The following is a 26,154-nucleotide window of genomic DNA, read 5'->3' as shown; positions in this document are numbered from 1 at the left end:
GGCGGCGAAGCGGTCTAAACCGGCGTGAGAGTCAAGATCACGTCGGCCCTGGGAGCGCTGGCGGCCGCGGCGATGGTGGCGGGCGCGATCGGCACGGCGGAGGCGGGTGCGGCCGGCACGGCGGAGGCGGGTGCGGGTGCGGCCAAGAGCTCGCCGGTCCGGGCCGCACATCTGCCCAACTGCGGTGCTGACTACTTCATCCCGTGCAAGAAGGCCCCCTGGTACCTCTACCTCCGCGACGGCCGCTGGGTGAAGTTCCCCGCCGCCGCCCGGTACGCCACCGAGGCCGACGGGACGCGGGCCGACGAGGTGGAGGACGATCCGGCGCCGTTCGAGGTCAGCGGTGACGGCGGCACCATCGCCTACGTCAGGGCCCGCGACGGCCGGGTGGTCGTCGAGCGGTGGCCCGGCGGCAAGGCGACCGTGCTGCCCGCCTACGGCAAGGGCGTGGGCACCAAGTACGTCGACCTGTTCCTGTCGCCCGACGGCCGCCGCCTGCTGGTCGGCTTCGCGGAGGCGGCGAAGCCGCGGGCGCCGATGGTGGTCGACGTGGCGACCGGCCAGACGGTCAGGACGCTTCCGGCGACCGACGTGCCGAAGGGGTTGGGCGCCGACGGCGACGAGGTGCTCGCGACCAGGGCGAAGGACGACAACACGATCGAGGTGCTCGCCTACCCGCTGGACGGCGAGCCGGTCGCCGACACGCCGCCCCAGGAGGTCGTGTCCAGGGACTCCGAGTTCGTGCTGGCGGCCGACGGCCACACGCTCCTGGTGCGGCCGCCCACGGCGGGCAAGCAGCCCGAGCGGGTGCGGGCGTACGACCTGCTGGCCCGCGCCTGGGCGGGCAAGGGCAGACCGATCAAGGCGACGCAGGGCACCTCGAGCCTGGCCTGGGGGCCGGGCGGGCGGCTGGAGCTCCGCCGCGTCGTCGGTTCCGACGAGGAGTTGCAGCGGACCACCCGGGTCTACGCGCTCGACCCCGCGACGGGGGTCGCCAAGCAGGTGGACAAGTACACGATCCACGCGGGGGTGCCGAAGTGAGAATGAGTCACCTTGCCGTCGCGGCCGCCCTGCTGGCGCCGTTCGCGATCACGCCGGCCGCGGGGGCCGCGAGCGACCCGATCCGCTACGCGGCGCCGCTCAAGGGCAGGACGCTCCAGGTCGTGCTCCGCAGCGGCGCCACGCGCACGCTGAAGGCGCTGGGGGAGGGCAACAGGCCGGTCGCGGTGAGCGCCGACGGGGCCCGGATGGCCTACTTCAGGGCGGCGGACAGAGCCCTCGTCACCTACCCCTCCGGCAGGCGCGTGGAATCGATCAAGCAGCCCAGGAACGAGGCGGGCGTGGACGAGACGACGCTGATGCTGTCGCCGGACGGCCGACGGCTGGCCTATTTCGACAACGACGGCTCCCACCGGGGCCGCGTGTTCGACGCCGTCACCGGCAAGAAGATCGGCTCGCTGCCGGCCCCCCTCAACTGGAACCCGGCCGGGTTCAGCGGCGACGGCGGTGAGATGCTGCTGGTCCGGAGCGGCTCGACGACCGACCTGGCCGTCACGGACCTGCGTGGGCGCGTGCTCCGCCGCGACACTCCGCCCCAGATCGTGGGCTTCAACCTGCCCGCGTGGGACGGCGACGGCAAGGTCGCGGCGCTGGCCGCCGACGGGCGCAGGATCGCCGTGTACGTGCCGGGCCAGGCCCCGGGCCTGGTGGTGTACGACCTGGCGAGCAGGCAGGTGAGCGAGAAGATCACCGTCCAGAAGCCGGCGGCCGCCACCTGGACGGGGGAGCGGGAGGTGACGCTCCGCGTGGACGGCGGCGGCCGGACACGGCTGGTCCGGATCGACGTGGACAGCGGCGCGAGCCAGGTCGCGGACGACTACCGAACCCCTGTGAAGTGGGCATACCACGCGGGAGGTTGATAACAGTTCGGCCGCGATGACAAGCGGCAAATCAGGGCGGTTGACCAGGAAAAGCCGGGGAGCCTGGCGCGGTCCAATGCAGCGACAAAGAGGATGGCCGACGACTTCCAGGCAGCGAAAGCGTTGCGTCCGACCGGGGGTGTCGCCGGGCGCCGGGAATCCAGACCGCGTAATTGACTTTACTTTCCTGATCAAACTCCGGCTAAACCTTTAAATGATCTCAATTCGGTAAGGACGTTAGTCTTACCTTCGGTGACAAAAATGGGTCTGCCATTTGATGGAACCAATACTGCAGACTGTCTCCCGTGGGTGCATCGGTGCTGCCAAGCAGTCCGCCATCGGTAGATCAGGTGGCGGACCTCGTCGCGAAGGGAAGAGAGCGCGGGAGCGTAACCGTCGATGACGTCGCAGCCGCGCTTGACCGATCCGAGTTGCCGTCCGACGCGCTGGAACGCGTTGTGCGCATGCTCGCCGAGAACGGCGTGGAGGTCCTCGAGCCCCAGGGCGACGAGGAGACCACCCGCGCCGATGAGGAAGACGTTGGCAAGCGGGCGCCGACCAGCGATCTGGTCCGTATTTATCTACGGGAGATCGGCCGTGTGCCTTTGCTGACCGCAGAGGAGGAGGTGGAGCTCGCCAAGTCGATCGAAGCCGGTCTGTTCGCCGAGGACAAACTGGGCAGCGGGGTCTCGCGCCTGGCCTTCCCGGAGTTCAGGGAGCTCGTCTGGCAGGGCACCCGGGCCAAGCAGCGGCTCATCGAGGCCAACCTCAGGCTCGTGGTGTCGATCGCCAAGCGGTACGTGGGCCGCGGCATGCTGTTCCTGGATCTGATCCAGGAGGGCAACCTCGGGCTCATCCGGGCGGTCGAGAAGTTCGACTACACGAAGGGCTACAAGTTCTCCACCTACGCCACCTGGTGGATCAGGCAGGCGATCACGAGGGCCATCGCCGACCAGGCGCGGACGATCCGCATTCCCGTGCACATGGTGGAGACCATCAACAAGCTCGTGCGCGTGCAGCGCCAGCTCCACCAGGACCTCGGCCGCGAGCCGATTCCCGAGGAGATCGCCAAGGAGATGGATCTCCCTGTCGATCGCGTGGTGGAGATCCAGCGCATCGCCCAGGAGCCGGTGTCACTGCAGTCGCCGATCGGTGAGGAGGACTCCGACCTCGGAGACTTCATCGAGGACGCCGACGCCGTCGTGCCCATGGAGGCCGCGGCCTTCATCATGCTGCAGGACCAGCTCGACGACATCCTGGCCACGCTGTCCGACCGCGAGCAGCGCATCATCCAGCTCCGCTTCGGCCTCGCCGACGGTCATCCGCGCACGCTGGAGGAGGTGGGCAGGGAGTTCGGGGTCACGCGGGAGCGCATCCGGCAGATCGAGTCGAAGACCCTGGCCAAGCTCCGGCACCCGACGCGGGCGCAGATGCTGAGGGACTATCTGGACTGATCCGGAGGGATCCCAAGGGAACGGGCCCGGGCCTCGCCGCCCGGGCCCTTCCCATGTCCGCGGCCGTCAGGAGCAGCCCTCGAACTGCGGCACCGCGACCGTCGACAGGTCCAGCCCCGACTTGCCGAACCACCGGTGCAGCAGCCGCGCGGTCGTCCCGTCCTGGTACATGTCGGTGATCGCCCGGTTGACCGCCTCGCACCCGGCCACGTCGCTCCTACGCATGCCCACCCCGGTGCGCTGCTCGTTGAACTGCGCGTTGGCCAGCTTCAGCCCCGTCCCGTCCTGGTTGGCCAGCCCCGCCAGGATGACGTCGTTGGTGGTGACCGCGTCGACCTGCTTGCTCTTCAGCGCCGTCAGGCACGCCTTGTAGTCGTCGAACGGCACCAGCTGCGCCGGCACCTCGCGCTCTTCCACGACCCGCTGGGCCGCGTTCGAGCCCTTCACCGCGCAGATCTTGCGGCCCTTGAGCTCGCGCACGTTCTTGATCGTCTCGTCGGGCCGCTGCAGGATGTCCTGGTAGGAGACGTGGTACGGCCCCGCGAACAGCACGTCCTTCTTGCGCTCCTGGTCGATCGTGAACGTGGCCAGCACCAGGTCGGCCTTGCCGTCCGTCAGCACCTTCGCCCGGTCGGCGGCCAGCACGGGGATGTAGGAGGCCTGCTTGTGCAGCTTGCGCGCGATGTAGGCGGCCACGTCCACGTCGAAGCCCTCGAACCCGCCGTCCGGGCGGCGGAACCCGACCGACGGCAGGTCGGGCCGTACCGCGATGACGATCTGGTCCTTGTCCAGGACCGATTCCTGCCCGTCCGTCCCGCAGCCCGCGACGACCGTCGCGAACAGGGCCAGCACCGCTGCCAACGCCCGTTTCACCGGTACTCCTTGAGTCGTGGCCACACCCCTGCGATCACCAGCAGGCCGATCGCGCCGATGGCGAACGGCAGCAGCCGCCACAGGTTGTCCAGCGAGCCTTCGCCGGTCGCGATCGCCCGCGTGAACACGGCCTGGTGCCCGGCGGACAGCGACACCAGCGCGCGGTCATAGGCGTCGAACGCCTGGCTCACCGGCCCGAGCCGCTCGGCGACCGCCTCGTTGGTCCTACCGCCCGCCACCAGCTCGCGGAACTTCCCGTCGGCGGCCTGGAAACTCCGGTACGCCTCCATCGCCTGGTCGCCCTGCTTGCCGACGAGCTCGGGCCCCAGCAGGCCGAGGACGTCGTCGTCACCCTTGGCGACCTGGTCGTGGTAGGTCCGCAGGTTGCCCGCCTTGAGGTAGACGACCGACATCGCCTTGTCCAGGAACGTGTGCTCGTAGGTGTCGGCCCACTCCTTGTCGAGCAGGTAGCGGCTCTGGTCGCCCTGCATGCTGTTGCTGATCGAGCGCGCCTTGGCCAGCGTCAGCACCGAGTCGAACCCGGCCGACTTCGCCGTGCGCAACGCGTTCTCGTCCTGCGCGAGCACGGTCAGCCCGGAGATCAGCGCGACCGCGGTCGTCACGGTGGCGACCAGCAGCGCCGGGCCGAACACCCGGCGGAAGCGCCGCGCGAGGAAGACCTGCAGCCAGATCAGGCAGCCCAGCGCGAGCAGCCCGGCCACCACCACGGCGGCCCGCAGCAGGGGCACCATGACGGCCTTCTCGTCATAGGTGGCGCGCACGATCGTGCCGCTCTCCAAGGTCAGGTTGTACGCCTGGGGCAGCAGTTCGACCCGCATCAGCTTGGTGGCCTCGCGGTAGGTGAGCACCACGTCCTGGGGAGGCGGCCCCGGCGCGTGCTTGGACCGCTCGTCCAGCAGCAGCGCCTGGCCGGTCAGCCGTTCGTAGCGGCCCAGCCGGTCGAGCACCGCGTGGACCGTCGCCTGCTCCGCCTTGGTGTCGGCCAGCGACAGCGCCTGCATCAGCGCCTCGTTGGCCCTGGACCGCGCCGCCTCGTAGCGGTCGAGCGCCTGCGCGCGCTGCGGCGCGTACTGGTCGCCCATGACCAGCACGTTGGCCACCTGCGCGTCCATGTCGCTCAGCGCCAGGTAGAGATCGGCGGTGGCGACCACCTGCGGCCCCGCGTCGCGCCCGATGACCTGCAGGCCATCGCGGGCGGTCATGCTGCCGACCGCGAGCGCCCCGAAGAGCAGCGCCAGCGAGGCGACGGTGATGCCGGTGATGACCCGGATCCTGCCGGGCACGCTCCGGCGCGCCGGCGGCGGGCCGCCCGCCGCCGGCACCGCGGGGGCCTGGGGCGCCTGGGGCTGTGCGAGGGTCACGGCGTGCCCTCCCTGATGGTGATGACGGTCCACGCGCCCAGGTGGATCCGGTCGCCCGCGCCGACCCTGACCGGCACGTTGACCTTGACGGGCTTGCCGTTCACCTGGGTGCCGTTGGAGGAGCCCGGGTCGACCAGCAGCCACGAGCCGTCCGGCTGCGCCAGCAGCACGGCGTGCAGGTGGGAGACGCCCGGGTCCTCGGGCGGCCCGGTCAGGTCGATCTCGGGGGCCACGTTCCTGGCCCTGCTGCGCCGCCCGATGCGTACCTGCTCGCCCATCAGCGCGAACGAGCGCTCGGGGCAGTACGGCGGGAACGCCATCGCCGCCGCGTCGGGCCCGCCCTCGGCGACGACCTTCTCGTAGTAGGTCCGGTCGGCCGCCGTGACGGCCTCGAACCGCACCCCGCTCACAGGGACCGCGACGGGCGCGCTGCCGCCGGTGAAGTCGTGCCCGCACACCTCGCAAAACTGCCCGGCGCGCGGCGTCTGGCAGACCGGGCACGCCTCCACCGACGGGCCCGGAGCCTGGGGCTGGGGCGCGGCCGCGGGCGCGCCCCCCATCTGGGCGCCGCAGACGTCGCAGTAGTCGTCGGCGCCTGACGGGTGCCCCTGCGGACAGGTGGCCATCAGTTTCCTTCCTTGCGCAGCCGGCTGGTACGGACGGAGCCGGTGTCGAGCTCGAGCTCGTCGGCCTTGTCCACGTTCCTGCGCAGCCTGGCCGTGCCGGTGGCCGGATCGACCTCGACCACCTTCTCCAGCAGCCTGGCCGTGTCCTCGCGGCCCGACTGGGCGGCCAGCTGCTGGGCCTTGGCCAGGCGGGCGGTCGCGGTGTCGACGTCCCCCATGGCGCGGGCGCTGAGGCCGTCCTGGATGAGCTCGTGCAGCTCGGCCTGGCCGGTGTAGTGGGCGACCTTGCCGTTGATCCGGGTGGACTGCGCCAGGTCGTCGGTCCACTGGGCGAGCACGTTCCCGCTGGCCAGGACCTCCTGGGTGTCGGGGCGTACGAGCTTGACCCAGCCGGCCCTGATCTCGTGCCCGATCTGCCCCGGCGGCACCTCCACGCAGATGTGGTACTCGCGCTCCTCCGTGCCCCAGGAGCCGGTCGGGTAGTCGCCGGTCAGCGGGTTCACGTCGGTGCGCTTGCCGGTCAGGTCGAGCAGCGTGGGGGAGACCTGCTTGACGAACTTCAGCGTCGCGGTCTGCGGCACCCACACCCGCAGCGACAGCTCGGCCACGGTCTTGCTCATCGACGTCTGCGTCAGCCTGCGGAAGAACTCCGACAGATCCCCTTGGTTGCGTACGTAGTCGAACGAGCCGAGCATGGCCTCCGCGACCTTCCGCAGCTCGGCGGGCATCCAGTCCTCGCCGATCCCCAGGGAGTCGCACACGAACTTGCCGCTCCAGCCCGCCAGCACGGCGGCGAACACCTCGGGCCGCTCGTTGTTCTGGCCGTCGGTCATCAGCAGCGCGTGCCGGATCGCCGACGGGTGCGCCGCGAGGAGATGCCCGGCCAGCTTCAGCCACTCGCCCATGGCGGTGCCGCCGTGCGCGCTCAACCGGCTGATCGCCCGCTCGGCCTCGGCCCTGGTGGCCGGGCTCGACCTGACCAGGTTGGCGTTGCCGCCGGGGTAGACGACCTTGGCCCGCTCGGTGCCGGCGATCACCGCGAAATACACCCCGTCGCGCAGGGTGTGGACGGCGGTCGTGGCCGCCTGCCTGGCCTCGCGGATCTTGCTGCCGCTCATCGAGCCGGACGTGTCAATGATGATCACTTCGGCGGCCTCGGCGGCGACGGACTGCGTGGTGACGCCGCCGGTGGAGCTGACCGTGAGGATGGCGTGCACGTCGCGGCCGTCGGTGGAGAGGTACTTGTTCTGGTCGATCGTCAAGGTGAAGGTCGGCTGCTCACCCATGCGTCACTCCTAGGGGGATCAAGGCGATGGTCACGTTGTCCTGGCCGCCGGAGTCGAGCGCGTGGCGCAGCATCTCGCGGGCCATGTCGATGGGGGTTCCGGAGCTGGGGAAGGCGTAGCCGTCCAGATAGCGCCACAGGCCGTCGCTGCAGACGAGCAGCAGGCCGGGCTCCTCCGGGGTGAGGGTGCGTACGTGGAGCGGGACGTCGACGGCGTCGGCGCCCAGCCAGCCGGTGATCTCGCCGGTCTCGATCGCGTCGTCCACGGTCAGCATGACGCCGGGCCGGCCTGCCGGGCCCGGCAGCCAGTAGGCCCGGGTGTCGCCGGCCCAGCCGAGCGTGATCCGGCCCCGCTCGACCACGGCGGCGATGTACGTGCAGGCGGGGGCGTCGTCCACGGACGTGGCGAGCTTGGTCACCGCGCGCCCGGCCAGCTCGAACGCCTCCTCCTGCCCCAGCCCCCTGGCCAGCGCGGCCGAGGCGGTCTCGACGGCCACCGCGGACGCCTCGTCGGCCCTGGGCGAGCTGCCCACGCCGTCGCAGACCACGGTCACGATCGCGTCGCCGGACGTCAGCAGCGCCACCGCGTCCTCGTTGCGGCTGCGGCGCAGGCCCTTGTCGGTCACGGCCGCCGCGCCGCCGTCGATCACGGTCTCCGCGTGGTCCCTGTCGGTGGGCTGGCGCAGGCCGCACCGCTCGCAGTAGCCCTCGGCATCCACGGCCGCCGCACCGCACGACGCGCAGGTCGGCGCACCCAGGGTGTGCCCGCACGCCTCGCAGTAGATGTCACCCGCGAGCACGGGCGCCTCACACACGGGACAACTCATGGCGTCCCTTTGCCGAGCTGCGCTCGGGGCGTTCTGATGGATGTCCTCGCTTCGCTGCGGATCCATCAGAACCAGCTCCTCGGGCGCACCGCGTTCGCCTGGTCGATGAGGGCGTGGCGCTCCTGGCGGGACTCGGCCGCGACGGCCAGCTTGCGGAAGATCGACTCCAGCCGCCGGCGCAGCCCCTGCTCGGTGAACGGCGCCTCGGCCAGTCGCGCGCCCTTCGGTGGCGAGCCGCTCTCGAGCCAGGTCAGCGCCGAGGTGAGCAGCTCGGCGGTGAGCACGTCGCGGCGGCGCGGGTCGAGGTCGGCCTGTTTGGCCAGCCGGTCGGCCGAGCCCACCAGGTCGTCCGTGGTGAGCCTGCTCAGGTCGGCCCCCCGTACGACGGAGACGGCCAGCGCCACCTGCGCCCGCGCCCGGTGCACCGAATGGGTGGGCACCTCGTCGAGCACGCTCATCCGGCCCGACCTGGCCAGCCCGAACACCGCGCTCACGTACGAGTGGTCGGTCCGCCACACGGCCTCGTACCAGCCGGCGGCGGGCTTGCCCGCGCACTCCAGCGCGAACGCCAGCGCCAGCTTCGGCGCCAGCTCGCCGGGCAGCGCCGACAGGCACGCGTCGAACATCGCGACGGCCTCCTCCGGCCGCCCCGTGGTCAGGCACAGCACCCCGCGGTACCAGGTCACCCGCCAGTCGCGGGGCAGCTCGATGTCCAGCTCGTTCAGCGCGACGGGGGCCTCGGCCGCGGCCCCCTCGGCCAGCAGCCTGGCCCGCATCAGCTTCGTCTCGGGCGTCTTCGGCAGCGCGGCGAGCTGGTCCATCAGCTCCTTGCCGTCGCTGCCCAGCAGCCCGGCCAGCGCGCCCGCCGCCGCGTCGGCGGGGTCGACCAGGGGCACCGGCAGCGCCTGCGCGACGGTCACCGGGTCGAGCGGCCCGAACACCACGTCGCTCTCCTCTGCCAGCGCCGTGCCCACGGCGCCGCGCTCGGGCCCGAACATCGGCGAGGGCGCCGGGTACGGGACCTTGTCCTCGATGGCGCTGACCTCCCGCAGCACCCCGACGAGCTGCTCCTCCATCTCCTCCGCGCTCTGGAACCTGTCGGCGGGATTGACGGCGGTGGCCTTGCGCAGCAGCCGGGTGAACGACGGGTGCCCGCAGTCCTCGGGCAGCGGGGTGGCCACGCCGTTCGCGTACGGGGAGAAGCCCGGGATCGCCAGCACCGCCAGCGTCCTGGCCACGGTGTAGAGGTCGGCGGTGGCGGCGGCGGCGTGGGTCTCCACCTCGGGGCCGTGGTAGCCGGGCGTGGCCCAGCCCGAGCCCGGTGGCGCGCCGATGGGCAGCACCGCGCCCAGGTCGATGAGCTTGAGCCGCTTGCCGACCCTGATCACGTTGGCCGGCTTGAGGTCGCAGTAGACCATGCCGTGCTCGTGCAGGTAGGCGAACGCCTGCAGGATCTCCCGGCCGTACATGAGGGCCTCGCGCAGCGGCACCGGGCCCTGGCGGCGCAGCTCGTGCAGCGACTGGCCGCCGACGTACTCCATGACGATGTAGCCGAAGCCGCCGGAGCGCTGGAAGTTGAGGATCTTGACGATGTTGGGGTGGTCGACCGTGGTGAGGAACTTCCGCTCGGCCTCCGCCGCCGCCAGCGCCTCGGCGTCGTTGGTGTTGAGCAGGCCCTTGAGCACGACCCACATGCCGTCGAGGTTCTCGTCGGAGGCCAGGTAGATCCAGCCGAGCCCGCCGTGCGCCAGGCAGCCCAGCACGCGGTACTGGTCCGCCACCAGGTCGGCCTTGTCCAGCTTGGGGGTGAACGAGAACTGCGTGCGGCAGTGCGGGCAGAACCCGTCCGTCAGCCCCGGCCGGCCCTCCCTGGAGCGCCCGACCTCCTGCCCGCACGCCGGGTTGGCGCAGAACCGCTTGTTCTCGGGCACCATGGGGTCGGCCATCACGGCGGTGGCCGGGTCGCGGTAGGGCACCGATGGCAGGTCGGCGATGGTGGCCAGCACGCCGGGCCGCGACCTGCCGCTGCTCACCGGAGAGGTGACCGACCGGCTCACCGGCTGTGTCTGCAGGGGGACCGAAACAGGCCCAGAAACGGGCACAGAAGCGGGCGGCGGCGCCGGCGTGCTCGCCGAGTGGCCGCACAGGTCGCAGTAGCCGTCCTCGATCGTGCCCGTGCAGCCCGGCTGCGCGCAGCGGGTCATGGCTTACCTCCGTGGATCGCGCGCTGGTACGTCTCGACGGCCGCCGCCGCCCTCGTCAGGTCGCAGGGCGCGGTCCACAGCAGCACGCGCGCCCGTTCGAACAGCTCGGAGGCCGCCGGGTCCTCCGCCAGGCCCTTGCGCACCGCCATCACCTGGCAGGCGCCGAGCCGCCCGCGCAGCTCGTCACGCCTGCTGACCAGGCCGTAGAGCGCCTTGGCCGTGGTCTGCGACTGCTCAGCGGCCTTGCGGGCCTCTTCCTCCAGCGCCGCCAGCCGCTTGGCCCGCAGCACCCAGGTGTCGGCCGAGGCGTCGAGCGCGTCCAGTTCGGCGGCCAGGGAATCGGCCCGGCCGCGCGGCTGGGCCTGCGGCGGCAGGGCGATCTTCACGACGACCGCGCCGTGGGCCAGCCTGGCCTCGCTCTCGGCCGCCCGTACCCGGTCCAGCGCGGCCACGAGGTCCTCCCGCCGCCTGGCGAACTCGTCCTTGACGGTGAGCGCCAGCTCCAGCTCCGCGCGGGAGCCGGCCAGCAGCCGGGTCAGCCGGTCGAGGTCCGGCTCCGCGGACGGGCCCAGCGGGTCTTCGAGCACCGAGCCGCGCAGCCGCTTCAGCTCGGCCTCCTGCGCGGTCAGGTCGGCGCCCTCGCCCAACTGGCGTTCGAGGTCGCGGATGTGGCGCAGGTCGCTGTCGGCGCCGTCGAGGCGGGGCAGCACGGCGTTCCACACCGCGTCGATGTCGTTGAGCGCGGAGGTGACCGCGCGGAAGGCGGCGTCCATCCGGGTCAGGGTCTGGTCGAGGGTCAGCCGCTCGTCCTTCTGGGGGAGCAGCGAGCGCTGCTCGACGGGCTTGGCGGTGGCCCGCAGCACCACGGACGGGCCCGCCAGCAGCTCCGTGAGCCGGCTCAGCTGTTCGGGGGTCAGCCTGGCGCGCGTGGCCCTGATCTGCTCCGCGTCACGCAGCACCCCCCGGTACGCGTCGTTCAGAGACCACAGCGTGGCCAGCGACTCCTGCGCCGCGGCCCATCTCCGCTGCGTCTCCCCGCGTAAGGAGGCTCCCTTGAGCAGCTGATAGGTGGTGTGGGATTCGAGATCGAGCAGGTCGCCGGAGACGCGGTCGCGTTCGTCGGCTCGAGCGCGCAGTGCGTGCTCGACGCCCTCCCTGCTCATAGGTGGTCCCAGGCTCATCACGCTCCCCGTGAAGCAGGCCTCCCCCGAACCCTTGCTCCTACCGGCACAACGGGGGGATCGGCCGGTTGGTTCCAAGAGTAGGGGTGACCCTGACTTGTCCCTGATTCAACCCTGCATCGCCTGCAATTCGCTTAAAGGATCTTTTACCGTTGCAGGCATGGGACGAATTCTGCTGATCATCGCGGCCGTCGTGGCCGCACTCGTACTTCTCGGGCCCCTTGTGGGCTTCGCGCTCACGCTGCTCAAGTGGGGACTGATCATCGGTGCCGTGGCGTTCGGCGCCATGCTCCTGTCGAAGTGGGTCAAGAGGACATAGCGTCTTGGGGTTTCCCCAGGCATAGTTGTGTGATGGAGGCGCGGCCGGCGGTCGACGATGCCGCGCTCGGGCGCGAGGCACTGGCCGTGCTCGAGGCGAACTGGACAGGCACGGGCACCGTGCCCGCGCCAGGTCTCTATCCGCACCAATGGAGCTGGGACTCCGCGTTCGTCGTCATCGGTCTGGCCAGGCACCGGCCGGACCGGGCCCGCGACGAGCTGCTCAGCCTGCTGCGGGGGCAGTGGGCGACCGGGATGGTGCCGCACATCGTCTTCCACACGCGCGAGGCGTACTTCCCGGGCCCGTCCGTGTGGCGCTCGCAGGAGCACGAGGCCGCGCCACGCGTGCTCACCTCAGGGCTCACCTCGCCGCCGCTGCACGCGCTGGCGCTGTGGTGGTTCTACCGGCACACCGGCGACGTCGCGTTCGTCAGGAAGGCGTACCCGGCGCTGGTGGCCCAGCACGCCTACCTCTCCTCGGCCCGCGATCTCGGCGGCGCGGGCCTGGCGGCGATCGTGCACCCCTGGGAGTCGGGCATGGACGACAGCCCCTCCTGGGACGAGGCCCTGAACGCGCTGCCCGCGATCAGGTACGGCTACCGCCACGTGGAGCTCGAGCAGCGCCACCCCGACAGCGACCACGACCGCTACGTCTGGCTGGCCATGCGCTACCGGGACGCCGGATACCGGGCCGAATACCTGCGGGACGAGCATCCGTTCGCGATCGAGGACCCGATGTTCAACGGGATCTGGCTGGCCTCCTGCCAGGCCCTGGCCGAGCTGGCGCCGCTGGCGGGCGCCGACCCCGTACCGCACGCCGAGCAGGCCGACCGCATCAGGCAGGCCTTGCTCGACCGCCTCTGGGACGGCTGCTTCTACGCCCGCGACCTGCGGACCGACCGGCTGATCCGGGTCTGCACGGTGGGCGGGTTCGGGCCGCTGCTGGATCCCGGGCTGCCCAGCGACCACCTGCACGCGGCGGTGGAGGTGCTGGAGTCGGCCAGGTTCATGGGGGCCACCGGCTATCCGGTGCCGAGCTGCGAGATCCGGGCCCCTCAGTTCGACCGTACGCGTTACTGGCGCGGCCCCTCCTGGGTGAACACCAACTGGCTGCTGCGCAGGGCCGCGGCCGTGCACTCGCTCGACCAGCTCGGCCAGCAGCTCGCCAACGGCACCCTGCGACTGGTCCGGCAGGCCGGGTTCCGGGAGTGCTTCGACCCCTTCGACGGCAGCGGGCGCGGGTGCAGGGACTTCTCGTGGAGCGCGGCGCTCACCCTCGATCTGCTCGCCGATAACGTGGAGGAATGAGCATTTTCCGCCGCCTGCCCGCCGACGTGCGCAAGTCCCTGGCCACCGAGCCCGGGGAGCGGGTGCTGACGTTCGCCGCCGGGGCGGTCTCCGGCTATGTGGTGGCCACGAACCTCGCCCTCTACCTGACGGACGGGACGCGGGTGCCGTACGAGATGGTCGACAAGGCGTCGTGGGACGACGACGGGTTGCGGATCCTCACCACGGACGGCACGCGACACGCCGAGCGGATCACCGACCCGCGGATGCTGCCCGAGACCGTGCGGGAGCGCGTCAACTCCACGATCGTGGTCAACAAGCACGTGAAACTACCGGGGAGGGGCGGCGTGCGGCTGGTGGCCAGGCGCCGGCCCGGCGGCGAGGTGCGCGGCTGGACCTTCGTCTTCGACGACGGCCTCGACCCCGAGGACCCGGGCCTGCGCGCGCAGGCCGAACAAGCCCTGGAAGGGCTGCGGCGGAGCATGGGCGTGTGACGCCCGTGGACGGGCTGCGGCGGAGCATGGACGTGCGCGCCCGTGGACGGGCCGCGGCGGAGCATGGACGTGCGCGCCCGTGGACGGGCTGCGGCGGAGCATGGACGTGCGCGCCCGCCCAGCTGTGGACGCCCGTACGGAGCCGTGTGGGGCGCCCACGCCCATGCCCTGCCCTGTCTGATCAGTAAGGGATGCCGCTCTCGCGGGCCTTCTTGTCCACGATGTCCTCTTCAGGCCAGCCCGTGCCCGTGTCGGGGTGGTGGTTGTCGGCACTGAGGAACGGGATGCGGTGCTGCAACGTCGCCCCCACCTTCGACTTGGCCACCCCGGCCAGCCTCGACGCCTGCGCGCCCACCACCCCGGCGACCTCCTGCACCCTGGGGCTGTCGGCGACGCGCTGGGCCGTCCGCTTGATCTGTTCGTACCGCTCTCGCCCGGCCCGGCTGCCCAGCACGTAGCCGATCGCCAGACCCACAGCGAATGTCACTCGATAACGCATTTTGCACCTCCGCTGTCTCCGGGCCTACCCCGCTTACGATGCGACACGCACTCCAGGAGTGCGCTAATCTATTCCTGCGCACGACGAAGGGGCCGACAGCCCCGAGGAAATGCGCAGACGCACGATCCCGCGTAGCTCAACGGCAGAGCAGCCGGCTGTTAACCGGCAGGTTATAGGTTCGAGTCCTATCGCGGGAGCTTCGATTGCACAACGCAGGCCCTCTTCCTTGATCAAGGACGAGGGCCTGAGTCGTTCCGGGAGCCACTTCTGGTCTGGCGTCGATAGACGGTCTACGAGGTCGGCGAGGGCTCCACCGAGCCCTCGCCGTCGCTCAAGATCGAGACGAAGGAGCGTCGAACCTTGTGATCACTCGCAGCCCGGGCAACACGCGCATGGGATGAAGGAGTGTTCTGCGGTCCGAGCTCATCGACTGTTCAGGTGGCCACTTCATAGCTCATATCGGTACCAACGCCGCGGATCCCCGTTCTCGTACAGCCACAGCGTCCCATCTCTGCCGATCTTCCCCCGTGCCCAGCCGGTCGGGTGCCGGTCGTCCGGCAGCAGCAGGCGCTCACGGCCCGTCTTGGTGATGGCCCCGGCCTGTTGGCGGGCCCTGCGGATCTCCCAGCGGAAGCCGCCACCCGCTCGGCGCTGATCGAGGAAGCCGAGCTCGGTACCTGAGACGGCCAAGCCGTGGCCCCGTGTGATGGAGTTCGGTGTGATGTTCCGGACGCCGTCAGCGTCGATCTCGATCAGCGGGAAGTCGGTGTAGGGGCACGCATGGACCAGGTCACGGCCGACGTTCAGCGCATAGCAGTCGCACCAGACAACGTCTGGAGTGTGGGAGGGCGCCATCCAGGGCGGTCCGCCGTCGCTGTCCCAGCGTGCCAAACCGATCATGAAACCGTAGGAGCGGGTGCCGTCCGGGTTGGGGAACCAGTAGTTCGACTCGTCGAAGTAGCTGATCCAGATGTTGCCTTGGGCATCCGTCATGAGCTGCTCGATGCCGTCACCGGCGTAGAAGGCCGAGCAGGTCTGCCCGTTTCCGTCGATCACCCGGACGTTGTCGGTGAGGTGAAGCCGGCCCTCGGGAACCGGCTCCCAGTAGTGCTCACGGTCGATGCCCACAGGCTCACAGCGGGCGGCGGCCAGCACGATGCCATCGGCGAGGGTGTCGATGTGGGTGAACCACAGGTCGAGATCCGTCAGCGGAATCTCACTGATCTCGGCTTCGTCGCAGATGACGGCCGTCGCGTCATAGCGCGGAGGCGGCCGTAGCCCGGAGAAGTGCGGGATGGGGGTGAAGCCTTGGGCGGGGTCGGCGACCAGGGCGGCCAGTCGGCCACGATGGTCAATGGTCGAGGTCAGGACCTCATAATGGGCGTAGCGATCGGGAAGAGTCGCATGCAGCCCAAGCCGGCGGTCAGCGACCATAAGCCTTTCTCGTTGTCATCCATCGATGATCGCATACAAAAGGCAGGACGGGATGCTGCTCCGTCTCCCGGGCGATGAGTATGAGTCGCCGGCGCTCTGGGCGGCCGACATGTTCGATCACGTCCCGGCCGCCGTGGCGGAGTATGACCGGCTGAAGGCCGGGATCCACGCCGAGGCGTAGGGACGAGCGATTTCCTGGCCGGGTCACGTCCAGCGGGATCCTGTCACCCGACCAGCTCAAAGGCCGTTTCCGAGGCGGAGGTGGTCAGGAGGGGCGTTTGGCGAGGATGCCGGTCAGCGCCCAGCCGAGGCCGACGATGACGCCGCCGACGATGGCGACGACGCCGACCCCGCCGGTCTGGAGCAGCGCGAGCAGGGCGATCACCAGCCCGTAGATCACGGTCAGGGCGAGCATCAGGCGGGGATATGTCTTCTGGGTCATATGCACACGATCGCGTGGCGCAGGACAGGGGTCTGTCCCCCGATCGGTGGACATGCTCCCGGTAAAATGTCGATCATGGGCAGTCCCGTGGACGCGCGGGCGGAGAACGCCTGGTTGCGTTCCTATCCCTTCTGGGACGCGTACTTCGCGATCGTGCTGATCGCGACCATCATCACCATCGTGGTGGACGACGGGGCGCCGGCCGCCATCATCCTGCTGCTCCTGATCGCCGTCTCGTACGCGCTGTGGGGCCGCAAGGCCGTGCGGGCGCCGGTCGCGCCCACCAAGGAGGGGTGGTGGCACGCCGCCGCGATGCTCGTCCTGTTCACCGCGGCCAACCTGCTCGCGTCGCAGTCCGCCGTCGCGCTGTCGGCGTTGATTCCCATGACGTTCATGGCGCTGCGGCGGGCGCGGGCCGTGGCCGTGACGGTGGCCATGTTCACCGGGCCCGCGATCCAGCTCATGGCGGAGAACGGCTCGCACCCGCTGCTGATCGCGGTGGCGATCGTCCTCGGACTGTCGGCCAGTACGCTGCTGGGGGTGTTCATCGACCGGCTCGGGCGGCAGAACACCGAGCGGGCCCGGCTGATCGCGGAGCTCGACCGCACCCGGGAGGAGCTGGCCGAGGTGAGCAAGGAGGCCGGGATGCTGGCCGAACGCGAGCGGCTGGCCGGTGACATCCACGACACGCTGGCCCAGGGGTTCGCGAGCATCATGATGCTGCTGCAGGCCGCGGGGGACGGGCACGACCCGTACGTGCGGCGCGCCATGGAGACGGCCAAGGAGAACCTGTCCGAGACCCGCGCGCTCATCGCCGCCCTGGCGCCGCCCGCGCTGGAGGGCGCCTCGCTGGAGGAGGCGCTGGGGCGGCTGGCCAAGGGGTTCGAGCTGCCCGTGGAGGTGAGCGTCGCCGGGACCGCCGACGCGCCCGCCCTCGTGGCGGAGACGCTGGTGCGGGCCGCCCAGGAAGGGCTGGCCAACGTACGCAAGCACGCCCGCGCCCGCTCCGTACGGCTGGCCCTCGAACACGTGCCGGGCCCGGCCGTACGGATGTCGATCTCCGACGACGGGCGCGGCTTCGACCCCTCGACCGGCGGCGACGGGTACGGCCTGCGCGCGATGCGCAACCGGGTGACCCGGCTCGGCGGCACCGTCCGGATCACCGGCTCGCCCGGCCAGGGGGCCACGCTCGTGGTGGAGCTGCCATGCTCAGGGTGATGATCGTCGACGACCATCCGATCGTCCGCGAAGGGCTGCGCGGGATGCTGCAGGCCGAGCCGGACCTGGAGGTGGTCGGCGAGGCCGGGTCGGGGGACGAGGCCGTGGTCGTCGTGCCCCGGCTGCGGCCCGACGTGATCCTCATGGATCTGCGCATGCCGGGCGGGGACGGGGTCAGCGCCATCGAACGGCTGGGGCCCGGCCATCGGGTCATCGTGCTGACGACGTACGAGGACGACGGGGAGATCCTGCGGGCCGTCTCCGCGGGCGCGGCCGGATACCTGCTGAAGGACGTGTCACGGGCGGACCTGGCGTCGGCCGTGCGGGCGGCGGCGGGCGGCCGGACGGTGCTCTCGCCCTCGGTCGCCGCGCGGCTGGCCGGGCGGCGGCCCGCCGTGCCCGTGCTGTCGGAACGGGAGCGGGAGGTCCTGGAGCTGGTGGCCCAGGGGCTCACGAACGGGGAGATCGGCCGGCGGCTGTTCATCGGGGAGGCGACGGTCAAGACGTACCTGCTGCGGGTGTTCGGCAAGCTTGGCGTCTCCGACCGCACCTCGGCCGTCCTGGCCGCCCTGGACCTCGGCCTCGTCCACCGCCACCCCTGAGCCCGTCCCCAGGCTGTTGGCTCCTTCCGGCCCCGAGGTGACTGCCTGCGCGTCCGTCGGGGACATGCCTGCGCGTCGGCCTCGGGTGGGGCGCGCCTCCCCGGCGTCCGACGCTGGCCAGGTCGGCCAGGGACATCTCGTCCTCGGCGTATCGGCGGCGGATGGAGCGCCGGGCGGGTGCTCCGGTTGAGGATCGCCTCCCGTGCGAGATGCGTCCGTGGGCGCTACCGCAGTTGGTCGCGGCGGCGGGTCAGGGAGGCGGTCTCGGCGGTGTTGCCGGCCAGTTCGATGGCTTTGTCGTAGGCCGCGCGCGACTCCCGGCCGCGGCCCAGCCGGCGCAGCAGGTCGGCGCGGGTGGCGTGGTAGGCGTGATAGCCGGCCAACCTGGGCTCAAGACGGTCGACGGCCGCCAGTGCCACTTCCGGGCCGTCGAGCTCGGCGACCGCGATGGCCCGGTTGAGGGCGATGATCGGCGAGGGGTCGAGGCGGACGAGCTGGTCATAGAGGGCGAGGACCTGCGACCAGTCGGTGTCGCGTATGTCGCGGGCGGAGGTGTGCACGGCGTTGATCGCCGCGAGGATCTGGTAGCGACCCGGAGCCACCCCGGCGGCGGCAGCGGCGAGGCGCTCGCGCACCAGCCGGTGACCCTCGGCGATCAGCGCCGTGTCCCAGGCCCCTCGGTCCTGCTCGTCGAGGGCCACCAGTTCGCCGCCGGACGAGACCCGGGCGGGGCGGCGGGCCTCGGTGAGGAGCATCAGCGCCAGCAGTCCGGCCACTTCACCGTCGTCCGGCAGGAGCGCACGGATCAGGCGGGTGAGCCGGATCGCCTCGGCGGTCAGCTCGTGCCGTACGGGATCGGTGTCGGGACTGGTGGCCAGGTAGCCCTCGTTGAAGACGAGGTAGAGGACGGCGAGGACGCCGGAGACGCGCGCCGGGAGATCCTCCGCGGACGGCACCCGATAGGGGATGCGCGCCGCCTTGATCTTGGCCTTCGCGCGGGTGATCCGCTGCCCCATGGCGCTCTCGGCCACCAGGAAGGCGCGGGCGATCTCGGGCATGGTCAGGCCGGCGACCATGCGCAGCGTCAGCGCCACACGGGTCTCCATCGCCAGCGCCGGGTGACAGCAGGTGAAGATCAGCCGGAGCCGGTCGTCGTCGATGACGCCGACAGGCTCGGGCGGGTCGTCGTCGTAGGACATCTGAGCCTCCTTGTGCTTGTCGTCGCGCTTGTTCTCGCGCCGGATCCGGTCGATGGCCTTGCGGTTGGCGGTGGTGGTCAGCCAGGCGCCGGGGTTGGGGGGCACGCCGTCGGCCGGCCACCGCTGGACGGCGGTCGCGAACGCCTCGGCGGCCGCCTCCTCGGCGATGTCGAGGTCGCCGAAGCGCCTGGTCAGGGAGGCGACCACCCGGGCCCACTCCTCATGGTGGGCCTGGGTGATCGCCTCGCGGACGTCGATCCTGTTCACTGGAACGGCCGCACCTCGACCTTCCGGTTGCAGGCCTTCGAGCCCTCGGCTGCCAGCTTGAGCGCCACGTCGAGGTCGGGGGCCTCGATGATCCAGAAGCCGGCGAGGTACTCCTTGGACTCCAGAAAGGGCCCGTCGGTGACCATCGCCTCCCCACCCCGGTTGTCGATGACGGTGGCCGTGTCGGGCGAGGCGAGGCCACCGGCGAAGACCCAGTGGCCGTCGGTCTGGAGCCGGTCGTTGAACACGTCGATCGCAGCGTCCTCGTCCGGGGTGGCGAGGCCGGCCCGGTCGTGGATCACGGAAATCAGGTACTGCATCTGAGGATCATCTCCTGTGGTGTCAAGACGGTGCCGGTCAGGGGCTTCAAGGCGTTGCATACTGCGGGCGCCCGGCCGGCCGGTAGACCTGGATCGTCACGCCCTTGGCGTCGACCCGCGACTCGACCAGGATCGTCACCCGCCCCCCAGGGCCCATCCGCCGCGCTCGATTCCGTTCCTGCGATCCTCATCCGACGCGCCGCCGTTTCCCTGCACCACTCCATCGAGGGTGACCTGATCATGATCGCGGTTCCTTCCACCTCGGCGCCGCCCCCTTGCGGGCGGCCTCACCCCTGCTACGAACACCACCGCCCCGATCCGACACCGCCTCCCGGATTCGTTGAAGAACTTTCAGCGATCCGACAGCGCCGGCTGCGCTCCACTTCCTCGACCCCGGATGAGGCGTACCTGAAGATCACTTCGGGTGCCTTAAGCCCTCCTTCAGGTGCGCCGCGCCACCCTCGGGCTGTCTCATCGAATCGGGGAAGGAGACCCCAATGTTCAAGCGACGCGCCGCCGTCGTCCTCACCGCCGTCACCCTCGGGCTCGCCGGCATGGCCGGGTCCGCGCTGGCCGACGACGGTCCGATCGAGGTGCGCGGCGAAGGGCTGGTCAGGGTCCACGGCGAGCCGGACCTCCCGGCCGGCCCGCTCACGTGCTGGCTGACCGACGGCAAGGTCGTCAAGTTCTCCAAGGCCAGGGTGGCCGAGCTTGTGGACGAGGAGTACATCGAGCCGGCCCAGCCCGTGACCGTGGACGGCGTGACGACCCTGCCCGCGGGTCGGCTGTCGATCAGCGTCCCGGCCGGGGAGCTGCCGTACAAGGTCAAGGCCGGCAAGCGCTGGCACCGCAGCCGCGTCGTCCACCTCACGTGCGTGTGGAGGGACTACGCGAGCCGTTAGTCGCTGAGTGCGCCCCGGAGCCTTCCGGGGCGCACTCATTTCATGGTTTGGCGGGACAAAGCTGAGAGCGGCTGGTAAGGATGGGTTACCGGTCCTCTGGGCCGGGAGCCGCGGGCAGGTCGACGGGGGCGAGGAGAGGGCGCCGCCACCAGGACGTGTCGCCGACCCGGAATCGGCGGGGCGATCCGATGACGGAGAAGTGCTGATTGCCGCGTGCGTACCTGGATTACGAGCCTGCGCCCCTTCGATGCCCTGACCGTGCAGGCAGTGCTTGAGCGAACCACCGACTTCCGCGAGGCGGAGCGCTTCATCAGGCTCTTCCACGCCGAGAACCCCCAGGCCGGAGGCCTGCACGCCCGGTTGCGCGACGTCTCCAGAGACGTGGCCCGCCACGGGACCTACACCCACACGTACGAGGAGCTGGAGTTCGGCGCCCGGGTGGCCTGGCGCAACAGCAACCGGTGCATCGGACGGCTCTACTGGCGTTCGCTGAAGGTGCGCGACCGCAGGCAGGTGACCACGGCCGAGGGGGTCGCCCTGGAGTGCGTCGAGCACCTGCGGGTGGCCACCGGGAACGGCAGGATCAGGCCGACGGTGACCGTCCTGCCGCCCGACACCCCGGCGCTGCCCGGCCCCCGGATCCTGAACGACCAGCTCATCCGGTACGCGGGACACCGCACCGGGGAGGGCCGCATCGTGGGGGACCCGCACAATGCGGAGCTCACGGACCTGGCCAAGGCGCTGGGCTGGCAGGGCAGGTCCGGCCGGTTCGACGTGCTGCCGGTGATCATCCAGCCGAGCCTGGGCGATCCGTTGCTGTGCAACCTGCCGGGTGACGTCGTGCTGGAGGTGCCGCTGGTGCATCCGGAGTATCAGTGGTTCGAGGAGTTGGGCCTGCGTTGGCATGCCGTTCCGGCTATTTCCGACATGTGTCTGGAGGTCGGCGGCATTTGCTACCCGTGCGCGCCCTTCAACGGCTGGTACATGGGCACCGAGATCGGCGCCCGCAACTTCGCGGACGCCGACAGGTACGACCAGCTCAAGGTCGTCGCGGAGCGGCTCGGGCTGGACACCTCGACCGAGCGGACCCTGTGGCGGGACCACGCGCTGGTGGAGCTGAACGTGGCGGTGCTGCACTCGTTCGAGCGGAAGGGGGTCACGATGACCGATCACCACACCGAGTCGCGCCGTTTCCTCACCCACCTGTCGCGCGAGGAGAAGGCCGGGCGCGTCTGCCCGGCGGACTGGTCGTGGATCGTGCCCCCGATGTCGGGCGGCGTCACCCCCGTCTTCCACCGCTACTACGACACCAGCGTTCTGAGCCCCGCCTTCGTCCATCACCGCCAGCCGCCGTCCTTGCCTTCCCGGCCTAGAACATGGTTCGGTTAGGGCATGGCAGAACTCGTGCTCTCATCCCTCGACCAGGGCGTACTCACACTGACCTTCAACCGTCCCGACACCCTCAACGCGTGGACGGACGCCCTGGGACGGCGCTACTTCGACCTGCTGGCGGAGGCCGAGAAGGACCCGGAGGTGCGGGCCGTCGTGGTCACGGGCGCGGGCAAGGGGTTCTGCTCGGGCGCGGACTTCAAGGCGCTGGCGGCGATCCAGAACGGCACCTACGACGTGGAGCCCGACCCGCGGCCCAACACGTTCCCGACCACGATCGGCAAGCCGATCATCGCCGCCGTCAACGGGGCCTGCGCGGGGCTGGGCATGGTGCACGCGCTCGTCTGCGATCTCGTCTTCACGGCCGCGGACGCCAAGTGGACCACGGCGTTCCCGCGCCGGGGGCTGATCGCGGAGTACGGGCTGTCGTGGGTGCTGCCCAGGCTCATGGGGCAGCAGCGGGCCATGGACGTCCTGCTGTCGGGGCGGGTGTTCACCGGGGCCGAGGCGTACGAGCTCGGGCTGGTCAACCGGGTCGTGCCGGGGGAGGGCCTGCTCTCCGAGGCGCAGGCGTACGCCCGGGAGCTCGCCGCCTACAGCTCGCCGGCGTCCATGGCGGTGATCAAGCGGCAGGTGTGGCACGACTGGGACGCCACCCTGGAGGACTCCGCCAAGGCGGCCGTGCAGGAGATGATGGCCTCCTTCGACCGCCCCGACTTCGCGGAGGGCGTCGCCAGTTTCCTGGAGCGACGCCCGCCGAACTTCCCGCCCCTGTAAGCGGGCAGGGTAGGCGGCTCAGGCCAGGCGGTGGGCGCCGCGGGCCGGGGTGGCGGGCAGGAAGCGCGGAGGCTGGAAGCCGTGCTCCGCGTACGCGCCGGTCACCGACTCCTCGACACTGGACAGGCGGTCCACCGGCACCAGGGCGATGGCGGAGCCGCCGAAGCCGCCGCCCGTCATCCGGGCGCCCCGCGCCCCGCCCTTGATGGCGGCCTCGACCGCGACGTCCAGCTCCGGCGAGGAGACCTCGTACTGGTCCCGGAGCGACAGGTGCGAGGCGTTGAGGAGGGCGCCGATCTCGGTGACGGCGCCCGCGCGCAGGAGGCCGATGAGGGCCTCGACGCGGTGGTTCTCGGTGACGATGTGCATCGTGCGCTTGCGCTCGTCACCCTGGAGCTGATCGAGGGCGGCCGCCAGGTCCGTGACGTCGCGCAGGGCCGGGACGCCGAGCTTGCGGGCCGCCGACTCGCACTCGGCGCGGCGCTTGGCGTACTCGCCGTCGGCGTGCTGGTGGTGGACCTGCGTGTCGATGATCAGCATGCTCAGCCCGTGGGCGGCCAGGTCGAGCGGGATGTTGCGGGAGCCGAGCGAGCGGCAGTCGAGGAACAGCGCGTGCCCCTCCTCGCACAGCGCCGAGGCGGCCTGGTCGAGGATGCCGCAGGGCATGCCGACGAAATCGTTCTCGGCCTTCTGGCTGAGCAGGGCGATCTCCATGGGCGTCATGCCCAGGTCGTGCAGGTCGTTGAGCGCGGAGGCGACGGCCACCTCGAGGGCGGCGCTGGAGCTGAGGCCGGCGCCCGGCGGGACATCGCCGTCGATCGCGATGTCCGCGCCCCGCACGCGGTCGCCCAGCATGGCGAAGACGCCGACGACGTAGCGCGTCCAGCCCGCCGACTGGTCGTGACTGGGAATCGTGACGGGCTCGCCGGGAGCCTGGAGGGAGAGGAGCCGGATGGTGCCGTCCGTGCGCGGCGTGATCGCGGCCGTGACGCCCCACGGCACGGCGAAGGGGAGGACGAAGCCGTCGTTGTAGTCGGTGTGCTCGCCGATCAGGTTGACCCGGCCGGGCGCACGCCAGACGGTCTGGGGGGCCGCGCCATAGGCGGCACGGAAAGCTTCAACAACGCGCATAATCGAACACTCCTCAACAAAGCCTCGACCGTAGACTAGCGCCATGGAAGAGCTCCTGGATCCCGGGCTCGGCCGGGTCCGATTGTTCCTGATGCACGACGACAACAAACCCCGCAAACTCCGGTACAACCTGGGCCATTCCCGCCTGCTGACCTTCGGCGGCGCGTACTCCAACCACATCAGGGCCGTGGCCGAGGCGGGGCGGCGGCACGGGATCGAGACCATCGGGGTCATCCGGGGCGAGGAGCACCTGCCGCTGAACCCCTCGCTCGCCCACGCGAGAGCGTGCGGGATGACCCTGACCTACCTCGACCGGGCCTCCTACCGGCTCAAGCACACCGAGGGCGTGCTGGCGGGGCTGCGGGCGCGCTGGGGCGACGACGTGGCGATCCTGCCCGAGGGCGGGAGCAACGCGGCCGCCGTGCGCGGGTGCGCCGAGCTGCCGGGGGAGATCTCCGCGGAGTACGACGTCATCTGCTGCCCGGTCGGCACCGGCGGGACGCTGGCCGGGATCTCGGCGGGGCTGCCGGAGGGGAAGCGGGCGATCGGGTTCGCGGTGCTGAAGGGGGCGGGCTTCCTCGTGAGCGAGGTGGCCAGGCTGCAGCGGGAGGCGTACGGGCGCACCTGGGCGAACTGGGAGCTCAACCTGGACTACCACTTCGGCGGCTACGCCAAGTCGACCCCCACTTTGGACGCATTTATCGGGAAATATCGTGTTGAAGGCATCTATGTGGCGAAGATGCTCTACGGGATCCTCGACCTCGCCCGCCAGGGCGCCTTCCCCGACGGCACCCGCATCGTCGCCGTGATCACCGGTCGGCCCTCCACACCCGTCTCGGCGTGAGCCGCCCCCACCGGCTTCGACTCGGGTGCCCCCCGCTGCCGGAGGTAGATCCCGGCCACGGCCTGTCCGCCCAGCGAGAGCAGGAACATGACAAGGAAGGCCAGCGCCGGCGAGTTCTCCTTGACCCACCTCATAGCCGCGAGAGCCCCACGACGAAGAAGAACGCCAGGCCGACCACGATGATCAGCATGGTGATCGTGAACATCACCCGCATCAGTCCTCCACCTCGCAGTTGTAGGGGAGGTCGCGCACCGGCTCGCACCCGGCGGCCGTGACCCGCCAGCCGTCGGTGAAGCGGTGCAGGAAGAGCGTGTCGCCGGCCAGCCGCACCTGGGCGGCGTCGCCCCACACGCTGACCGACGTGACGGCCCCGCCCGGCCCCAGCTTCGCCTCGCGCAGCGCCTCGGCGCAGGTCTGGCCGGGATCGGGGAGCTTCTCGGCGGTCTTGCGGGTGAGCATCGCGCACGCGGCGTCCTCGTGGTGCGCGGAGAGGGCCGCGTGGAAGCGCTCGGCCGCCCTCGCCGGGGCGGCCGTGTCAGGGGCGCAGCCTGCGGCGACCAGCACGAGCGCCGGCCAGATGAGCAGGTTCCTCATGGACCTCCGCTACCCGCGGATCATCCGCGCATGCTAGCCGCCGAGCTGGTCGAGGACCGGTGCGACCAGCGCGTTGAGCTCGCGGGTCAGCACCACCACCGCCCGGTGCGCGCGCTGCTCGACCTCGTCGTGCGGCCCCTCGGGCTCGGGCGGCAGGTCGTCCAGGGGCACGGGCACCTCCAGGAGCAGCGAGGTCCGCAGGAACGGGTGCCGGGCCAGGTCCTGCTGGGTCGGCTCGACGTACTGGCCGAAGGTCTCCTGCCAGCCCAGCCACCCCCGGTCGCGCCACCAGGCCCGCGAGCGGGTCAGCTCCTCGGGCAGCGGCGAGACGACCCTGACCCGCGCGTAGAGCGAGCCGTCCCAGGTGTTGCGGTGGCAGGTGGCGTCGAGCACGCGCCGGTCCCACCGTACGTAACCGGGGGTCAGCGCCGGCGGCGTGGCCAGCCGCCACGCGGCGCACGCGAACCTGACGGGGGCGATGTCACCCCATTCAAACTCTTCCAGATTCTTGCGAACGTGTACGGCATAGCGCCCGTCACGGTCTCTGTCGAACTCTTGATCGATCCAGAACGCCTTGCCCATGAGGACTACGCTACGGCCTCCCCCGCCCGGCGGGGGCTCCATAAGCACGCGCCATCTCCACAAATGGCCTGTGACGGACGTGACACATGTGTAGCTTTTTCACA

The 26,154-nt window shown here is 70.9% G+C and carries 28 protein-coding genes and 1 tRNA gene; 14 read left to right on the top strand and 15 right to left on the bottom strand.

Features of this window, described 5'->3' with window-relative positions; translation table 11 throughout:
• Positions 1-24: 24 nt before the first annotated feature.
• From ABZX61_RS54100 to rpoD, 3 genes are all read left to right on the top strand, one after another.
• A complete protein-coding gene (locus ABZX61_RS54100; protein ID WP_355208010.1) occupies positions 25-1,041 on the top strand; it encodes a hypothetical protein in 1,017 nt (338 codons plus the stop codon).
• 2 nt (positions 1,042-1,043) lie between these two features.
• The gene (locus tag ABZX61_RS54095) at positions 1,044-1,919 is read left to right on the top strand and encodes a hypothetical protein (protein ID WP_355208007.1); all 876 of its coding nucleotides are present in this window, start codon (positions 1,044-1,046) and stop codon (positions 1,917-1,919) included.
• A 317-nt stretch (positions 1,920-2,236) separates the two neighbouring features.
• A complete protein-coding gene (gene rpoD, locus ABZX61_RS54090; RefSeq protein ID WP_355208004.1) occupies positions 2,237-3,373 on the top strand; it encodes an RNA polymerase sigma factor RpoD in 1,137 nt (378 codons plus the stop codon).
• Between the two features lie 66 nt (positions 3,374-3,439).
• Here rpoD and ABZX61_RS54085 read toward each other — a convergent pair whose 3' ends face one another.
• From ABZX61_RS54085 to ABZX61_RS54055, 7 genes are all read right to left on the bottom strand, one after another.
• A complete protein-coding gene (locus ABZX61_RS54085; RefSeq protein ID WP_355208001.1) occupies positions 3,440-4,246 on the bottom strand; it encodes a transporter substrate-binding domain-containing protein in 807 nt (268 codons plus the stop codon).
• Positions 4,243-5,628 (bottom strand): hypothetical protein, encoded by a 1,386-nt coding sequence (locus ABZX61_RS54080; RefSeq protein ID WP_355207999.1) that lies wholly within the window; start codon positions 5,626-5,628, stop codon positions 4,243-4,245. The genes ABZX61_RS54085 and ABZX61_RS54080 overlap by 4 nt, the downstream gene beginning before the upstream one ends.
• Positions 5,625-6,254: an FHA domain-containing protein gene (locus tag ABZX61_RS54075; RefSeq protein ID WP_355207996.1), complete on the bottom strand. Its 630-nt coding sequence runs from the start codon at positions 6,252-6,254 to the stop codon at positions 5,625-5,627. The genes ABZX61_RS54080 and ABZX61_RS54075 overlap by 4 nt, the downstream gene beginning before the upstream one ends.
• A complete protein-coding gene (locus ABZX61_RS54070; protein WP_355207993.1) occupies positions 6,254-7,540 on the bottom strand; it encodes a VWA domain-containing protein in 1,287 nt (428 codons plus the stop codon). The genes ABZX61_RS54075 and ABZX61_RS54070 overlap by 1 nt, the downstream gene beginning before the upstream one ends.
• Entirely contained in the window at positions 7,533-8,354 is an 822-nt protein-coding gene (locus ABZX61_RS54065) for a protein phosphatase 2C domain-containing protein (RefSeq protein WP_350725173.1), read from the bottom strand. The genes ABZX61_RS54070 and ABZX61_RS54065 overlap by 8 nt, the downstream gene beginning before the upstream one ends.
• Before the next feature lie 77 nt (positions 8,355-8,431).
• A complete protein-coding gene (locus tag ABZX61_RS54060) occupies positions 8,432-10,570 on the bottom strand; it encodes a tetratricopeptide repeat protein (RefSeq protein WP_355207989.1) in 2,139 nt (712 codons plus the stop codon).
• Positions 10,567-11,733, bottom strand: coding sequence for a hypothetical protein (locus tag ABZX61_RS54055; RefSeq protein WP_355207986.1), 1,167 nt, complete (start codon positions 11,731-11,733; stop codon positions 10,567-10,569). Before ABZX61_RS54055 ends, ABZX61_RS54060 begins: the two co-directional genes overlap by 4 nt.
• 178 nt (positions 11,734-11,911) lie before the next feature.
• Here ABZX61_RS54055 and ABZX61_RS54050 point away from each other — a divergent pair, with 178 nt between their 5' ends.
• From ABZX61_RS54050 to ABZX61_RS54040, 3 genes are read left to right on the top strand one after another with little or no spacing between them, the layout of a single operon-like run.
• Positions 11,912-12,070 carry a hypothetical protein gene (locus ABZX61_RS54050; protein WP_355207984.1) on the top strand — a complete coding sequence of 53 codons (159 nt, stop codon included), beginning with the start codon at positions 11,912-11,914 and terminating at the stop codon, positions 12,068-12,070.
• Positions 12,071-12,102: 32 nt separating this feature from the next.
• Positions 12,103-13,377: a hypothetical protein gene (locus ABZX61_RS54045; RefSeq protein ID WP_355207982.1), complete on the top strand. Its 1,275-nt coding sequence runs from the start codon at positions 12,103-12,105 to the stop codon at positions 13,375-13,377.
• Entirely contained in the window at positions 13,374-13,850 is a 477-nt protein-coding gene (locus tag ABZX61_RS54040) for a hypothetical protein (RefSeq protein ID WP_355207979.1), read from the top strand. The genes ABZX61_RS54045 and ABZX61_RS54040 overlap by 4 nt, the downstream gene beginning before the upstream one ends.
• 181 nt (positions 13,851-14,031) lie before the next feature.
• Here the strand turns inward: ABZX61_RS54040 and ABZX61_RS54035 are convergent, their stop codons facing one another.
• Entirely contained in the window at positions 14,032-14,349 is a 318-nt protein-coding gene (locus ABZX61_RS54035; protein ID WP_350725184.1) for a YtxH domain-containing protein, read from the bottom strand.
• A 125-nt stretch (positions 14,350-14,474) separates the two neighbouring features.
• Between ABZX61_RS54035 and ABZX61_RS54030 the strand changes: the two genes are divergently transcribed.
• Positions 14,475-14,546, top strand: a tRNA-Asn gene (locus ABZX61_RS54030).
• Between the two features lie 250 nt (positions 14,547-14,796).
• Here ABZX61_RS54030 and ABZX61_RS54025 read toward each other — a convergent pair.
• Positions 14,797-15,783, bottom strand: a complete 987-nt coding sequence (locus ABZX61_RS54025; protein ID WP_355207976.1) for a hypothetical protein — start codon at positions 15,781-15,783, stop codon at positions 14,797-14,799.
• A 25-nt stretch (positions 15,784-15,808) separates the two neighbouring features.
• On the opposite strand from ABZX61_RS54025, the gene ABZX61_RS54020 reads away from it, so the two are divergent.
• Positions 15,809-15,964: a hypothetical protein gene (locus ABZX61_RS54020; protein ID WP_355207974.1), complete on the top strand. Its 156-nt coding sequence runs from the start codon at positions 15,809-15,811 to the stop codon at positions 15,962-15,964.
• Positions 15,965-16,048: 84 nt separating this feature from the next.
• Here the strand turns inward: ABZX61_RS54020 and ABZX61_RS54015 are convergent, their stop codons facing one another.
• On the bottom strand, positions 16,049-16,225 hold the full coding sequence (locus tag ABZX61_RS54015; protein ID WP_355207971.1) for a hypothetical protein: 177 nt from the start codon (positions 16,223-16,225) through the stop codon (positions 16,049-16,051).
• Between the two features lie 75 nt (positions 16,226-16,300).
• Between ABZX61_RS54015 and ABZX61_RS54010 the strand changes: the two genes are divergently transcribed.
• On the top strand, positions 16,301-17,443 hold the full coding sequence (locus tag ABZX61_RS54010) for a sensor histidine kinase (protein WP_355207968.1): 1,143 nt from the start codon (positions 16,301-16,303) through the stop codon (positions 17,441-17,443).
• A complete protein-coding gene (locus ABZX61_RS54005; protein WP_350725191.1) occupies positions 17,431-18,045 on the top strand; it encodes a response regulator transcription factor in 615 nt (204 codons plus the stop codon). The genes ABZX61_RS54010 and ABZX61_RS54005 overlap by 13 nt, the downstream gene beginning before the upstream one ends.
• A 224-nt stretch (positions 18,046-18,269) precedes the next feature.
• On the opposite strand, the gene ABZX61_RS54000 is transcribed toward ABZX61_RS54005, so the two are convergent.
• Positions 18,270-19,511, bottom strand: coding sequence for a DUF6596 domain-containing protein (locus ABZX61_RS54000; RefSeq protein ID WP_355207964.1), 1,242 nt, complete (start codon positions 19,509-19,511; stop codon positions 18,270-18,272).
• On the bottom strand, positions 19,508-19,831 hold the full coding sequence (locus ABZX61_RS53995) for a YciI family protein (protein WP_355207961.1): 324 nt from the start codon (positions 19,829-19,831) through the stop codon (positions 19,508-19,510). The genes ABZX61_RS54000 and ABZX61_RS53995 overlap by 4 nt, the downstream gene beginning before the upstream one ends.
• Positions 19,832-20,328: 497 nt before the next feature.
• Between ABZX61_RS53995 and ABZX61_RS53990 the strand changes: the two genes are divergently transcribed.
• The 3 genes from ABZX61_RS53990 (at position 20,329) to ABZX61_RS53980 (ending at position 22,899) form a co-directional block, all read left to right on the top strand.
• Positions 20,329-20,733, top strand: a complete 405-nt coding sequence (locus ABZX61_RS53990) for a hypothetical protein (RefSeq protein WP_355207958.1) — start codon at positions 20,329-20,331, stop codon at positions 20,731-20,733.
• Between the two features lie 267 nt (positions 20,734-21,000).
• Complete coding sequence (locus tag ABZX61_RS53985) at positions 21,001-22,122, top strand: nitric oxide synthase oxygenase (protein WP_355207955.1); 1,122 nt, start codon at positions 21,001-21,003, stop codon at positions 22,120-22,122.
• A gap of 3 nt (positions 22,123-22,125) precedes the next feature.
• Positions 22,126-22,899, top strand: coding sequence for an enoyl-CoA hydratase-related protein (locus ABZX61_RS53980; protein WP_355207952.1), 774 nt, complete (start codon positions 22,126-22,128; stop codon positions 22,897-22,899).
• Between the two features lie 18 nt (positions 22,900-22,917).
• On the opposite strand, the gene galK is transcribed toward ABZX61_RS53980, so the two are convergent.
• Positions 22,918-24,030 carry a galactokinase gene (gene galK, locus ABZX61_RS53975; RefSeq protein ID WP_355207950.1) on the bottom strand — a complete coding sequence of 371 codons (1,113 nt, stop codon included), beginning with the start codon at positions 24,028-24,030 and terminating at the stop codon, positions 22,918-22,920.
• Between the two features lie 43 nt (positions 24,031-24,073).
• On the opposite strand from galK, the gene ABZX61_RS53970 reads away from it, so the two are divergent.
• Positions 24,074-24,874: a pyridoxal-phosphate dependent enzyme gene (locus tag ABZX61_RS53970; protein ID WP_355207948.1), complete on the top strand. Its 801-nt coding sequence runs from the start codon at positions 24,074-24,076 to the stop codon at positions 24,872-24,874.
• A 213-nt stretch (positions 24,875-25,087) separates the two neighbouring features.
• Here the strand turns inward: ABZX61_RS53970 and ABZX61_RS53965 are convergent, their stop codons facing one another.
• Positions 25,088-25,468, bottom strand: coding sequence for a hypothetical protein (locus ABZX61_RS53965; RefSeq protein ID WP_355207945.1), 381 nt, complete (start codon positions 25,466-25,468; stop codon positions 25,088-25,090).
• A 33-nt stretch (positions 25,469-25,501) separates the two neighbouring features.
• A complete protein-coding gene (locus ABZX61_RS53960) occupies positions 25,502-26,050 on the bottom strand; it encodes a hypothetical protein (protein WP_355207942.1) in 549 nt (182 codons plus the stop codon).
• Positions 26,051-26,154 lie beyond the last annotated feature (104 nt).

It is taken from the genome of Nonomuraea sp. NPDC003709 (assembly GCF_040610775.1).
Classification (GTDB): Bacteria; Actinomycetota; Actinomycetes; order Streptosporangiales; family Streptosporangiaceae; genus Nonomuraea; species Nonomuraea angiospora_A.
Note: the sequence above shows the minus strand (reverse complement) of the source record. Positions and strands in the feature narration are given on the sequence as shown.